Source organism: Solibacillus sp. FSL W7-1436, from assembly GCF_038007305.1.
In the GTDB taxonomy this organism is placed as follows: Bacteria; Bacillota; Bacilli; order Bacillales_A; family Planococcaceae; genus Solibacillus.
Map to the genome: position 1 here is coordinate 3128058 of NZ_JBBOWV010000001.1, position 13993 is coordinate 3142050.

At 40.0% G+C, this 13993-nt stretch carries 12 protein-coding genes; 9 read left to right on the forward strand and 3 right to left on the reverse strand.

Annotated features, from left to right (window positions below; genetic code table 11):
• Nucleotides 1–216: 216 nt before the first annotated feature.
• The 5 genes from MKX73_RS15400 to MKX73_RS15420 all read left to right on the forward strand — a co-directional run bounded on the left by MKX73_RS15400 (nt 217) and on the right by MKX73_RS15420 (nt 4461).
• Nucleotides 217–951 (forward strand): GTP cyclohydrolase II, encoded by a 735-nt coding sequence (locus MKX73_RS15400; protein WP_340718215.1) that lies wholly within the window; start codon nt 217–219, stop codon nt 949–951.
• 12 nt (nt 952–963) lie between these two features.
• Nucleotides 964–2079, forward strand: a complete 1116-nt coding sequence (gene ribD, locus MKX73_RS15405) for a bifunctional diaminohydroxyphosphoribosylaminopyrimidine deaminase/5-amino-6-(5-phosphoribosylamino)uracil reductase RibD (protein WP_340718216.1) — start codon at nt 964–966, stop codon at nt 2077–2079.
• Nucleotides 2072–3148 carry an FAD-dependent monooxygenase gene (locus MKX73_RS15410; RefSeq protein ID WP_340718217.1) on the forward strand — a complete coding sequence of 359 codons (1077 nt, stop codon included), beginning with the start codon at nt 2072–2074 and terminating at the stop codon, nt 3146–3148. The genes ribD and MKX73_RS15410 overlap by 8 nt, the downstream gene beginning before the upstream one ends.
• A 9-nt stretch (nt 3149–3157) precedes the next feature.
• Entirely contained in the window at nt 3158–3730 is a 573-nt protein-coding gene (locus MKX73_RS15415; protein ID WP_340718218.1) for a 5' nucleotidase, NT5C type, read from the forward strand.
• Between the two features lie 137 nt (nt 3731–3867).
• Nucleotides 3868–4461 (forward strand): transcriptional regulator, encoded by a 594-nt coding sequence (locus MKX73_RS15420; RefSeq protein ID WP_340718219.1) that lies wholly within the window; start codon nt 3868–3870, stop codon nt 4459–4461.
• 220 nt (nt 4462–4681) lie between these two features.
• Here the strand turns inward: MKX73_RS15420 and MKX73_RS15425 are convergent, their stop codons facing one another.
• Nucleotides 4682–5062, reverse strand: coding sequence for a nucleotide excision repair endonuclease (locus tag MKX73_RS15425; protein WP_079526647.1), 381 nt, complete (start codon nt 5060–5062; stop codon nt 4682–4684).
• Between the two features lie 430 nt (nt 5063–5492).
• On the opposite strand from MKX73_RS15425, the gene MKX73_RS15430 reads away from it, so the two are divergent.
• Both MKX73_RS15430 and MKX73_RS15435 read left to right on the forward strand, forming a co-directional pair.
• Nucleotides 5493–6365, forward strand: a complete 873-nt coding sequence (locus MKX73_RS15430; protein WP_340718220.1) for a DMT family transporter — start codon at nt 5493–5495, stop codon at nt 6363–6365.
• A gap of 102 nt (nt 6366–6467) precedes the next feature.
• Complete coding sequence (locus MKX73_RS15435) at nt 6468–7205, forward strand: alpha/beta fold hydrolase (protein ID WP_340718221.1); 738 nt, start codon at nt 6468–6470, stop codon at nt 7203–7205.
• A 37-nt stretch (nt 7206–7242) separates the two neighbouring features.
• Here the strand turns inward: MKX73_RS15435 and MKX73_RS15440 are convergent, their stop codons facing one another.
• Nucleotides 7243–8064 carry a TetR/AcrR family transcriptional regulator gene (locus tag MKX73_RS15440; RefSeq protein ID WP_340718222.1) on the reverse strand — a complete coding sequence of 274 codons (822 nt, stop codon included), beginning with the start codon at nt 8062–8064 and terminating at the stop codon, nt 7243–7245.
• Between the two features lie 93 nt (nt 8065–8157).
• On the opposite strand from MKX73_RS15440, the gene MKX73_RS15445 reads away from it, so the two are divergent.
• Both MKX73_RS15445 and MKX73_RS15450 read left to right on the forward strand, forming a co-directional pair.
• Entirely contained in the window at nt 8158–11244 is a 3087-nt protein-coding gene (locus tag MKX73_RS15445; RefSeq protein WP_340718223.1) for an efflux RND transporter permease subunit, read from the forward strand.
• A 100-nt stretch (nt 11245–11344) separates the two neighbouring features.
• Nucleotides 11345–12523, forward strand: a complete 1179-nt coding sequence (locus MKX73_RS15450) for a M14 family zinc carboxypeptidase (RefSeq protein WP_340718224.1) — start codon at nt 11345–11347, stop codon at nt 12521–12523.
• A gap of 48 nt (nt 12524–12571) precedes the next feature.
• Here MKX73_RS15450 and MKX73_RS15455 read toward each other — a convergent pair whose 3' ends face one another.
• The gene (locus MKX73_RS15455) at nt 12572–13954 is read right to left on the reverse strand and encodes a DHA2 family efflux MFS transporter permease subunit (RefSeq protein ID WP_340718225.1); all 1383 of its coding nucleotides are present in this window, start codon (nt 13952–13954) and stop codon (nt 12572–12574) included.
• Between the last annotated feature and the right edge of the window lie 39 nt (nt 13955–13993).

Consider the following 13993-nt stretch of genomic DNA (forward strand, 5'->3'; position numbering starts at 1 on the left):
TATAAGGCCAAATTTAATTGGTTTAGGAAACTCTAATTAAGAAACGTATAAATAGATTTAAATGGAAATCGATTTTACTTCACCAAAAAACAACATTTTTCTCTGGGAGAAAGATGTTGTTTTTAGATTAGATGCCAATCTCTTATTTGACGATAAGCGCTTATTATTGTAAACTAGGTTACATAAAGTAACTTAATAAAAATTAAAGGTGATCAGATGAAAAAATTAATGGCTATATTAGAAGATAAAATACAGCTTATCAGTCGTGATGACCTGCAAAACATTGCAGTAGTCGGACCGGTAAAGCTACCTATAAAACAAGAAAATTTAGAAGCGACATTCCAATGGTATTCATGGACGACTGTCGGAAAAAATCTTACTAAAGAACAGGTGGTTGAGTCTGTACCGTCAATGCATCTGGCATTTGGCCAGCAGTCTTCTGTACTTATATATGGAGATTTTGCCAACCAGGACGATGCATTGATCCGCATGCATAGTATTTGTCATACAGGTGATATTTTCGGTTCACAGCGTTGTGACTGCGGCTATCAGTTGCATGAATCAATGAAAATGATTGTCGAGCATGGCTGTGGCGCGATCTTTTATTTAGCGGATCATGAAGGGCGCGGCATTGGGCTGTTTTCTAAATCATTGGCTTACCTATTACAGGAAGAAGCGTTTGATACAGTGGAAGCCAATCATGCACTCGGTTTTGAAGATGATGTCCGTTCTTATGATGATGCAATCCGCGTTTTACAAGTATTACGTGCAAAACCGGTAACACTCATCACGAACAATCCGAAAAAGCTTGCAGCGCTGCAGGAGAACGGATTACTTGCGGATGGCCATATTCCATTATGGGGCGGCCTGACGGAAACGAATGAACAGTATTTGAAAACAAAGGTAGAAAAGTCTGGACATATCGCGATGGTGGAAAAGCTAACTGTGTAAGGAGAATTTCGAATGAAAACTGATCAGGACTATATGCAACTGGCGCTCCAATTAGCGGCAAGCGCCAGAGGGAATACAAATCCAAATCCGTTAGTAGGAGCCGTTATCGTAAAAGATGGCGTCATCGTCGGTACAGGACTTCACCGGAAAGCAGGGGAACCCCATGCAGAAGTACATGCGGTGAACATGGCAGGCGAGCATACAAAAGATGCGACCATTTATGTCACACTGGAACCGTGTTCGCACTACGGCAAAACACCTCCATGTGCAAAGCTGCTGAAAGAAAGCGGATTTAAACGTGTTGTTGTTGCAACGGAAGATCCAAACCCTGAAGTGGCAGGGCGCGGTATTCGTCTGTTACGTGAAACGGGAATCGAAGTGGAAGTTGGAATTCTTCAGGAGGAAGCCCAAAAACTGAATGAACGTTTTATTCATAATATGCTGACAGAGCGTCCATTTGTCGTTGCGAAATTTGCGATGACACTTGACGGCAAAATCGCGACATATAACGGTCATTCACAATGGATTACAGGTGAAGAAGCACGTGCGGATGTCCATGAATTGCGTCATGAAGCGGACGGAATATTGGTAGGTGTTCAAACGGTTTTAAATGACAACCCGAAACTGACGACACGTCTGAAGGATGATCGGCAAGGTCGTAATCCGATTCGGGTAGTTTTGGATAGTACTCTGAAAACGCCGGTAGATGCGCATATTGCGGATACGACAGAAGCTCGTACAATCATTGTTACTTCACTTGATTCAGCTGCAGAAAAGGCACAGCAGCTGGAGCGCAACGGTGTGGAGATTGTTCGGGTTGAAAAAGAATCATCAGGCTTAGGCATAGAGGCTATGTTGAAAGCTTTATATAAAAAAGGAATTACGCATCTGCTTGTTGAAGGTGGCGGCAATGTAAACGCATCATTTTTACGGGGCGGTTTTATTGACCAGTATATGGTATATGTTGCCCCGAAAGTATTGGGAGGTAAAAACTCCATTACGCCGTTTACCGGATCTGATGTGGAAACAATCGATTTGGCAAGTCAGCTAGAATTCGGTGAAGTCACTCGCATCGGGGAAGATTTGCGTATCATCGCCTATCCAAAGAAGGCTGGTTTACATGAATAAAAAAGTGGATGTTTGCATTGTAGGCGGTGGTCCTGGTGGTGCACTGCTTGCCAATATATTGGCGAAAAATAATGTGTCGGTTCTATTGATCGAGCGGACTAATGACTTTGCGAAGGCATTCCGCGGGGAACATTTAAATGAGGAAGGCGAGCAGATTCTTAAACAGTACGAGCTTTTTGAGCGAATTGAACAGCTCGGTTTGCTGCGCATGGAAACATTGGAATATTGGATGAACGGTGAAAAGTTTAAAACAATTGAACCGGATCCGGCTATAGGCCATTTGGGCATCCATGTTCCGCAGGCTCATCTGCTTCAGGCAATTATCGAGCAGGCAAAAGGCTATCCAACGTTTAACTACTTGTTGAATACGACGGTTAAAGAGCTTATTCAAAACGAACAAGGACAATATACTGCTGTTCGCGCCAAGCAAGGTGATGCTGATCTGACAATCGAAGCACAGCTGATCATCGGTGCGGACGGGCGCTATTCTACAGTGAGAAAATTGGCGGATTTGGATGTAACGATCCGTGATCACGGCTATGATTTGCTTTGGGCGAGAATACCGGCACCTGAAAAGTGGACGCCTTCGATTAAAATGGCGTTAGTTGATGGTATGCAAATTTCCTTGTTTACACAGGCAAAGGGATTTGTTCAAATTGGCTGGAACATCGAAAAGGGCAGCTATCCGGAATTACGCAAACAGCCGTTTATACCGTTTATAGAAAAGCTCGTAAAAGCATTTCCCCAATTGGCGCCTGTCGTACAGGAGCATATCCGGACATGGAAAGACTTTGTGCTGCTTGATGTATTCAGCAGTACGACCGAACAATGGGGAAAAGAAGGTGTCGCATTGATTGGGGATGCTGTCCATACAATGACCCCTACAGGCGCCTACGGATTAAATAGTTCGTTAATGGATGCCCATATGCTGGCACAAATGCTGCTGGAAAATGACGAATTTGATTATGTCAGCTGTGCAACGGCACGAAAAAAACAAATCGAAAAAATTCAGGCTATACAAATAGAAAAAGAGCAAAAGTTTCATGAAGCTTTTCTCGTATTAAGTTAGGTGAGAGATATGAAATTTGGTTTTGATATTGATGATACGTTAATCGATTTACGTCGACATGCATTCCATTTATACAATAAAAAATTGAACAAGACGATCGGCGAAGATGTTTTCGATACAATCCCGACTGTTGAAATTCACGCATCATTTGGGTTAACGAATGAAGAAGGCAGCCAAATGTGGAAAGATACGATGGAAGAAATCTATTTCACGGACTGTCCTAGCTTTGAAGGGGCAAAGGAAGTTTTAAATGCTTTGGCAGCTGAAGGACATGAAATTTATTATATAACGTCCCGTCCGAAAGGGTATTGTGAACAGACCCGTGCATGGGTAAAAGCTCAAGGATTCCCGGTGGTGGATGAACGTTTTTACTGCGGAATGGCAGACCATGAGAAAATCGATATCATTAAAAGTTTGGAACTTGACGTTTATGTAGACGATAAGCCGGCTGTTTTGAACACATTGGCGGGAAGTACAACGAAAGTCATCGTGAAAAATCAGTCGTATAATCAGGCAGTACAATATCCGCGTCTGACAAACTGGGATGAATTCAATAAACTGGTCGGTTACGCATCAGTGTAATCGATAAAGGAATTCCCGGAGCTTTTCCGGGAATTTTTTTGTATAAAAAGTGAAAATAGTTTGAATTTTCCCTTTCAACTGATTGAATATGTGGTATTGTTAACAGTGTATAGACATACCGGTTGGAGGATTTTACTATGATAACACAACAACATTACGAAGCAAGCATTCATTACAATGGGATTATATTACTGTCGGCTTACCTGCAACGCCAGTATGTATATCGTACAATTCAAGTACGTCTGAATGGTGCAAGTGAAGAACCACTAAATAAAGTAAAAAGTATGCTGGAACATACAGAGCTGATGCTTAATATTTTTGAGGAATCCAAAGAACTGATGGATGGCCAGCGCAACAAACTTAAATCGTTTGCAGATGAAGTAGCCCTTTTGATGCAAAATTATATTAAAGAAAATCCGGATTTAAAAGAGCGTCTGGCAGTTGTCGGTTCGACGCTTTACTCGGAACAGACGATGAATAACGGAATCATTAAGCTCGGTTATATTTTCAAGCAAAATATCGGCAAAGATTTCCCGGCACGTGTCAAGTTTTATGAAGAACGTACAAAGGTTATCGATGTGATGGTACAGCTCGTATCAGAAGGAAAGGAAATCGAAAAGGGCATGCAGGACATTTTAAACAAATGGTATGACGGCATCGCCAACCAGAAAAAAGGCATTATGGAAGATCTATCGAAAATCAACGAAATGCTCGATTTTAAAGCGGAGTAATAAAAAGATTAACTAATTAGAAACCGAATAATTTAATAAAATTGATTGGAATGGAGGGGAGGCGACTCCAGCGGGAACAGCGTGACGCCTGAGACTACAGGCTCAGGCCACGCCCGCGGAAAGCGTCCGACCCGGAATGGAAATCAATTTTTAACGCTCAGCAAAAAAACGCCAATTTTCTTTCGGAGAAAATTGGCGTTTTTGGGTTATGTTCTACTAATTATGCGCGTTCGAAAAATACTTTATCGATGTTGTATTTTGACTGGAATTGATTGATCGCATATGTTTCGTAGATTTCACGTTCCATTGGATCTTCAATTTCATATACTTCAATTTTGTGGATTTCAGCACGGTGATTTTTCATTGGTGATACATTATCTTCGAAGTGCTTTTTAATACGCTGACGGATTTTGCGTGCTTTCCCTACAAATAAAAGCTCATTCTTTTCGTTGTAGAAGAAGAAGATTCCGCCTTTGTCGCGCGTAATTTTATGGAAATCAATAAATCCGAAGTATGGAGTAATTTCCACATCACCTGGTTTTAACACTTGTTCGCGTTGACGAATTACTAAATCTGGTTTTGGCATTTCAATTTTAATCAAACTTTTCACGTCCCTAAATTATTCTAAAAGTTTATTTTACACGATATTCCGCTAAATTGCTATTGATATAGGTCCAAGCATTGGAGAATTGAAAAATAAGCGGGAAATTTACCGTTATTTTCAAATCCGAAGGCACTCCCTACAATCTATATAAACATATTATCCGACACTATATTTTGATTTATATATCAACTCCTCCGAACAAAACTAACATTAAATTTCAAATTATACATTCCCAAGCTAATAAAAAACCATTGTTAACAATCTAAGGTCAAGCAAAAAATTCTAACTTATTTGCTCGTATGGATTGATTTTGAATTTTCGCTTTCTTTTTCGTGGAAGATTGCTTATGGTATTAATAGTTTGTTCTTCAATTACTAATTATACATATTAAATTTTAACAACAGTTTCAACAGAGAGAAGGAATCATATGCAAAAATTTAAAGGTGAGCTGCTCATGCTCATCACGGCCGTAATGTGGGGAAGCGGTTTTGTAGGAATGGCAAAAGGGCTTGAACATTGGACTGTATTTCAATTGATGGCCGGAAGATTTTTATTGGCTTCCATTATTTTAAGCTTCATTTTCTATAAAAAATTAAAGCTCATTTCTAAGGCAGTAGTATGGAAAGGCGCAATTCTCGGAGCAATATTATTTGTCGCATTTGCATTACAGACAATGGGCCTGGAATATACAACACCTTCTAAAAATGCATTCCTGACAGCGATTAATGTCATTATCGTTCCCATTATCGCTTATGTCATCTACAAAAGAAGAATTGACCGGTTTGAGTTTATCGCAGCCGGTGTAGCCGTTGTTGGAATCGGGTTTTTATCGTTACAGGATTCGCTGACGATCAATATCGGTGACTTCTTATCGATTCTTTGTGCGGTCGGATTCGCTTTCGATATTTTTTACACGAATGTTTTTGTAAAAACCGAAGATGCTTTAGCACTGACGATTGTTCAGTTTTATACAGCGACTATATTGAGTGTGATGAGTGTCGTCATACTTGGGGAAGTACCGACGACGTATACTTCACAAGGCTTGGGGATCATTGTTTACTTGGCGATATTTTGTACTGCTGTTGCATATGTATGTCAAAATATCGGAATGCAATATGCAAACCCAACCAAATCCGCCATTATTTTATCGACGGAATCATTGTTCGGTACGATGTTCTCTGTGCTTATTTTAAACGAACTTCTGACAGGCCGTATGCTTGTTGGATGTGTCCTTATCTTCTTTGCGATATTGTTTGCGGAAGTCAAACCGACCTTTAGACGAAAGAAATCCTATGTTTAGTGAACAGCCATTTTAAGCGATCCGTTTAAAATGGCTGTTTTAGTTTATTTTTATAGAAATTCGGTAAAGGATAAGAGATGAAATAAGGGGAGGACTGGTTAGATGTTAAACTACACTCGAAATGGTTCAGGGGAAGTTGTCGTATTAGTACATGGATTTTTAGGGAGTACAGCAATATTCGAAAAAATTATGGAGCCATTAACAAAACAATTTGACGTAATTGCAATCGATTTACCGGGGCATGGTAAAAGTGAAATGCCGGAAGGGGAATATACAGTATATCGCTATGCCGAAGATATAATCGATGTATTAGTAACAGAAAAAGTTGAAAAGGCTTACTGGATCGGGCATTCAATGGGAGGCTATATTACATTGGCCGCAATCGAGAAACAATATACTAAAATCGAAAAGGCTGTCTTATTGTATTCATCCGATTCATCGGACACACCGGAAGCTATCGATAAGAGAACAAAGCAGCAGGAAGAGATTCAGGAACATGGAACGGGTTCGTTTGTCGATGGAATTATTCATAATTTCCTTGCGCCTGATGCTGACACGGAAGATGTGCTGTTTGCAAAAGAAGTTGCCTATGAAGCAAAGGAAGAAGGGCTCATTGCGGCACTCGGTGCGATGAAATCACGTCCAAACCAGCGAGACCTGGTCGATACGTTACCGATCCCGATCCTTGTAATCGAAGGAGAACAGGACAAAGCGGTTACGCCGATTACGACATCCAATCCGAATGTGGAGAAAGTAACAACAAATACAGGACATCTCGGTATGGTGGAAGATGCGCAAACTGTAGCAAGAGAAATCATCCGTTTCCTGAACGAAAAATAAAACGAGAGGGACCCATGTTTATGGAGTCCCTCTCGTTTTAACTGTACTGCTTTTTCAAATATAATGTAATCCAATTAAAGCATTCGTTCTTCTCTAAATTGGCGGCAAGACCAATAATGATCGCATTTCTTGGATTTTCGCTTTTCAGTTCTTCCATTAATAACCGGATGGAATCGAGTTCTAAATTGTTGGTAGTCTGTTGCTGCAGCGATAACAGATCCTCCATTATATGGTCACTTGAATAATTTTCGATCCGTTTGTAAAATTGGGAAGGATGTTCAAGCAGTGCGATTTTGCTTTTTGTTGCTAATAAAGTCGTCTTCTCAACGAGCGAATCTGCAAATTTCCCCGAATCGAACGGCTGGCACGAATCGAAAATATACTGCATATACGATTGGACCATTCCATTGATAATAACGACTAAATCATATTGTCTTCCTTCGATTTGATCGCCAAAAACTTCGAATAACAGCTTCTCCAAATTTTTATTGGAAAGCTCTACATAATAATGAATCCGTTCAATTAATGCTTTATTGATGGCTGAAACATTTTCCTTCATCAAAATATCCGCAAATCCCGCATATTGTGATAACACTTTCATCGTCTGAACAAAATAGATATGGAGCTTATCTGAAGGTGTATGTGCTTCACTGACTGCTTGGTCAACTTCACGAATGATATTGTTCATAAAATGTTCAATAATAGAAAAAACGAGCTCATCTTTTGATTTGAACGATAAATAAAAGGCGCCCTTAGAAATCCCGCAATGATCAGTGATTTGCTGTACTGACGTGGCTTCAATCCCTTTTTCGGCAAATAAATGAAGTGCAGAATCGATGATCAATTGTTTTCTTGTCATAATAATTTCAAGCCCCTTTCAATTGACACGTGACCGACTAGTCATTATTATAGAATGGTGGTTACATATAGTCAAGAAAGGTAAGGTGGAACCGTGAAAGGCTTAGTAAATTTCGTATTGAAAAATAAGCTTGCCGTATGGTTACTAACAATCATAATTGTGTTTTCCGGTATTTATTCATCCACACGTATGAAGATGGAATCGATTCCAGATATTTCGATCCCGTTCTTAATCGTTATGGGTGTTTATCCTGGTGCAACACCAGAGCAAGTAATGGATGATCTTTCAATTCCCTATGAAAAGGCAGTTGAAAGTTTAGAAGATGTAAAGGCTGTATATTCAACATCTTCATCAAATGTTTCACAGGTTCAAGTGGAATATGAATATGGCGTGGATATGGATGAAAAGAAACGTCAATTAGAAGCGGCTTTAGATAATATTGAGCTTCCAGAAGGTGCACAAGAGCCTTCAATTATGGCAATCAGCATGAACATGATGCCTGTAGTTGCTTTATCAGTAAGTAGCTCGGAAGAAGATATTGTTGAGCTGACGTCAACAGTAGAGAAAACAATTCTACCAAAACTAAATAAAATTGACGGTGTTGCATCTGCGACAGTTACAGGTCAGCATCTTGAAGAAGTAGCCTTCACATATGATGAAGAAAAGATGGCACAACTCGGTTTAACGGAAGACTCTGTTAAACAGATGATTCAGGCAAGTGACCTTGCAGTCTCGTTAGGATTATACGAGTTTGAAGATGGCGAACAGGCGGTTGCTGTTGACGGCAAGTTCAAAACAGAAGAGCAGCTAAAAGAAATGCTGATTCCTGTTACACCTTCTGAAACAAACCCGGTTCCTTTCGTGAAACTAGGGGAGATCGCTGAAATCGAAAAAGTAGGTAAAGTCCAATCCGTATCTCGTACAAATGGTAAAGATGCGATTGCGATTCAAATCGTAAAAGGTCAGGATGCCAATACGGTTACTGTAGCAAATGCAGTAAAAGACTTAATCGAAGAAGAGCAGGAAGCCATTTCCGGTCTTAAAATCGATGTTTCTCTAGACCAAGGGACACCAATTGAAGATTCTGTCTTTACAATGGTAGAAAAAGCGGTGTTCGGTGGTTTAATCGCAGTATTGATTATCCTATTATTCCTGCGTGACTTTAAATCAACGATCATTTCAATCATTTCAATTCCGGTGTCGGTATTCATGGCATTATTGGCATTGCACTGGTTGGACATTACGCTGAATATTATGACGCTTGGTGCGATTACGGTTGCGATCGGACGGGTAATTGACGACTCGATTGTAGTAGTAGAAAATATTTATCGTCGTATGCATTTAAGAGAAGAAAAATTACAAGGCCGTGCGTTAATTCGTGAAGCAACAATAGAAATGTTTAAGCCAATCATGTCTTCAACATTAGTAACAATTGCGGTATTCGCACCACTTGTATTTGTAGGCGGCATGGTAGGAGAATTATTCGTACCATTCGCATTAACAATGTCATTTGCATTAATCGCTTCATTAATCGTTGCGATTACAATCGTACCAGCACTTTCACACACATTGTTCCGTAAGAAAATTTACGGTGAAAAGTCTGAAAGTCAGCATAAAGAAGTTGGTAAGCTTGCCGTAACATACCGTAATTTCTTGGAGAAATCATTGAACCATAAATGGATTTCATCAATTATTGCAATTGTACTATTAGTCGGCTCACTAGCGTTGACACCATTAATTGGCTTCAGTTTCATGGGTTCTCAAGAAGAGAAAGTTATGTATTTAACATACACACCAGGTACTGGCGAATTGATGGATGAAACACTGGAAAATATTGAAGAAGTGGAACAGGAATTACTGAAACGTAAAGACATCGATATTTTACAATTATCGGTGAACACTGAAACTTCTACTGATGCTGCTGCAATGTTGACTGGCGGCGGTGCAGGCGGCGGTTTAATCTATGCAATTTTCGATCCGGACATGGATGACTTCCCGAAAGCGAAAAAAGAAGTAGAAGACTATATCTTCAACGTAGACCAATCGGGCGAATGGAAAACGCAAAACTTCGCGATGGGCATGTCTTCGAATGAAGTCAGCTACACATTATACAGTGAAGACCTAGATAATTTAAACGAAGCAGTTGCTCAAGTCGAAGATGTTCTAGTGGACATTAAAGGACTTGAGGAAGTTGAATCAAATGCTTCTGCACCATATGTAGAAAATGTAATTAAAGTAGATCAGGAAAATGTATTACAATACGGTCTGACTACTGCCCAAATCTTAATGGCTTTACAAACAAATACAGCAAAAGAAGTGCTGACAACTGTTGAAAGTGACGGCGCTGATATTAATGTAGTTGTACAACGTGAAGCTAAATCTGCAGCAGCGGATATCGATGAATTACTGGAAACACCAATTCAAACGGCAACAGGTCAGACAATGACAATTGGAGACATTGTTGAACTTGAAGAAGGTACGACTTTAAATTCTTTATCACGCCAAAAAGGTGAATACTTTGCGACAGTAACTGCAGCGATTACAGATAAAGACATTTCAAAAGCAACAACTGCAGCAGATGAAAAAATTGCTGATTTAGATTTACCGAAAGGCGTTACAACTGGTGTTGGCGGTGTTGCAGCAGATATGGCTGAAACATTTACTAAACTAGGTGTTGCGATGATTGCAGCAATTGCAATTGTTTACTTCATCTTAGTCGTAACATTCGGTGAAGGTTTGGCACCATTTGCGATTCTATTCTCATTACCGTTTACAGTAATCGGTTCTTGGATTGGATTATTCGCAACCGGCCTTACAATTTCAGTTTCCGTTATGATGGGATTACTGATGCTGATCGGTATTGTAGTCACAAATGCGATCGTACTTGTTGACCGTATTATCCGTATGGAACATGAAGGTATGAACATGCGTGAAGCAATACTGGAAGCCGGCGCAACCCGCTTACGTCCGATTTTAATGACGGCGATTGCAACAATTGGTGCAATGTTGCCAATGGCATTCGGTGGAGCTGGCGGCGGTCTGATTTCTCAGGACTTGGCTGTAACAGTAATTGGTGGTTTATTATCATCAACATTATTAACATTAATCATCGTACCGATTGTATATGAAGTATTATCAAAAATGCTGAAGAAAAATCGTAAAGATGTAAAAGACAATTAATACGTGCAGCCTGTAAGAAGTCATTTCTTGCAGGCTGTTTTTTGTTGTAAAGTATTGGGTATAGAAGTGAAGTTTTGATCTACATAAGAGGAGGCTTAAGATGAAGAAAATATTGTTGTTTAGTCTTATTGTTGCAGCGATTTTCAGTTTCAATTCGATTTCTGCCGAAGCCGCTTCAGACACAGTCAGTCTTGGTAAATACCCTGTGCAAGTAGTTGCGAAGAAGAATACGGAACTGAAAGATGAACAGGGTAAGGTCATAAAAACTGTAATCAAAGGAGACAAGCTATTACTGCAGGCGATAAAAGGGAAGTCCGGAGTGATCAAAAATTCTTCCCATTCAACTTATATCCCTTTAACCGATGTTCATTATATCCAGTTAGTCGATGGTGCGAAAACAATTACCTATGACGAAGTGGCAGCAAAGCTAAAGCTTGTTTCAACAATGTATCCGTCACTGACGAAATTGCAGGAAATCGGAAAATCGGTTGAGGGACGGCCATTATATTCACTAAAAGTTGGAACAGGTAAAAAGGAAGTATTACTGGATGCGTCTTTCCACGGAAGGGAACATATGACGGCAAATGTGTTAATGGAAATGATTGATACATATGTTAAGGCATATGTAAACGGAACGAAAATTGAAAAATACGACGTAAAGAAATTATTAAGTGAAGTGAGCATCGTATTTGTGCCAATGGTGAATCCGGATGGAGTAACGCTTGCACAAGGCGGCAAAGTAAAAACATCGATGACAAAACTAAAAGCGATGAACAATAACAGCAACAATTTTAATCGCTGGAAAGCAAACATTAACGGAGTCGATTTGAATCGTCAGTTCAATGTAAACTGGCATTTAATTAAAAAGACAAAGCCTTCATTCAAGGAATATAAAGGAAAAGCGCCAAATACAGAACCGGAAGCGCTCGCAATCAAACGACTGATCGATCGCGGCAATCATTTAGCGTATGTTTCATATCATTCATCCGGACAGATTATTTATTGGAGCCAAACAAAAACAAAATTCAGCCGAACGAAAACGTTGGTAAAAGGGGTATCGAACATTACCGGTTATAAGTTGATGCCTGTAACCAAAAAATATGAACCGATTGCGGCATCTGAAGATTACTTTACAAAAGTAAAAGACCGCCCTGCGATGACGGTTGAAATTGCACCATTTACAGGAGAAGCATCCGTTCCGTTAAAACGCTGGAACACGGTTTGGAAGCAAAATAAAACAGTCGGACTATATGTAGCCAATGAAGCGCGAAATTGGTAAAAAAACTGGTGAACCCCAATTGCGGAGGTTCACCAGTTTTTTGTTTGTTTATTGAGTTGGTATTTTTCGTTTATGCTTTGGAACGAAAAGTACGATAATAAAGGCAATGATCGCTAATATGAACATATAGAAATATGTTGAGCTTGCCGCACTTGCATAACTTTCATTTGCCAGTACCGAAGAGTCGGTTAGATGCAAAGAATACACAGTGACGATAACAGCTGTTCCGATTGCCCCTGCAAGCTGACGGATTGTATTATTCACAGCAGACCCGTGTGATGCCAGTTCTTTCGGTATCGCATTAAGCGCAGCTGTATTCAAAGGCATTGTAATGAACGCCAACCCGATCCGCAAAACAATAGTACGTACTAGAATATATACATATGTTGTTGTAGAAGAGAGGTCAATGACGAGCCACATCGAAATCGCAGTTAACAGTAACCCGAAAATAAATAATGGTTTCGCACCGTATTTATCAAAAAGTTTTCCTGTAACCGGTGACAATAGTGCATTAATAATCGCACCGGGAAGCAAGAGCAACCCTGCATCCAATGCAGAAAAACCTCGCCCGTCCTGTAAATACATCGGCAGTAAAATCAGGTCTGCATACATGATGATCGTAATGGCGACATTAATAATTGTCGTCATGGAATACATTTTATAACGGAATACCGACAAATTCAGTAAAGGATCCTGTGAAGCCAGTTGACGTTGGCAAAACAGAAAGATAATGATCAATCCGGCACCAATCGTTGTCAAAATAACCCCATCATCCCAACCACGACTTCCTGCACTACTAAAGCCGAACAATAACAAACCAAAGCCGAATGTAGAATAAAGCAAGCTGATCAAATCGATTTTTGATTTTGCGCCTTCATTTACATTCATCAAGTATTTATAAGCCAAGCCAATAATAATCACGATAAAAGGAATTAAACTGATAAACAGCCAGCGCCATGATAAATAATCAATAATAAATCCGGCAAGCGTCGGAGCGATGGCCGGTGCAAATATAATGGCAAATCCTACCCGACCCATAATCGCGCCCCTTCTTTCTTCGGGGAACAAGTAGACGATGACAGTCATCATCAAAGGTAAAATAATGCCTGCACCAACAGCCTGAATCATACGCCCCGTTAAAAGCATGCCAAAATTCACCGCACATGCTGCGACAACAGAACCAGCCAATAAAAACAGCATTGCACTAATGAACAGTTGACGTGTTGAAAAGCGCTTCATTAAAAAAGCAGTTATTGGGACTAAAATTCCGTTCACGAGCATAAAACCGGTTGCCAGCCATTGGATTGTCGTAGGCGCAACTGAGAAGGTGGTCATTAAATCACTTAAAGCGACATTGAGTAACGTCTGATTTAAAGTGGAGAAGAAACAGCCAGCGATCATGACAATACTTTTATGAGTGATGGTCACCATATCGGGCGTATGTAATTGACAATTTTCTGAATTCGTAAT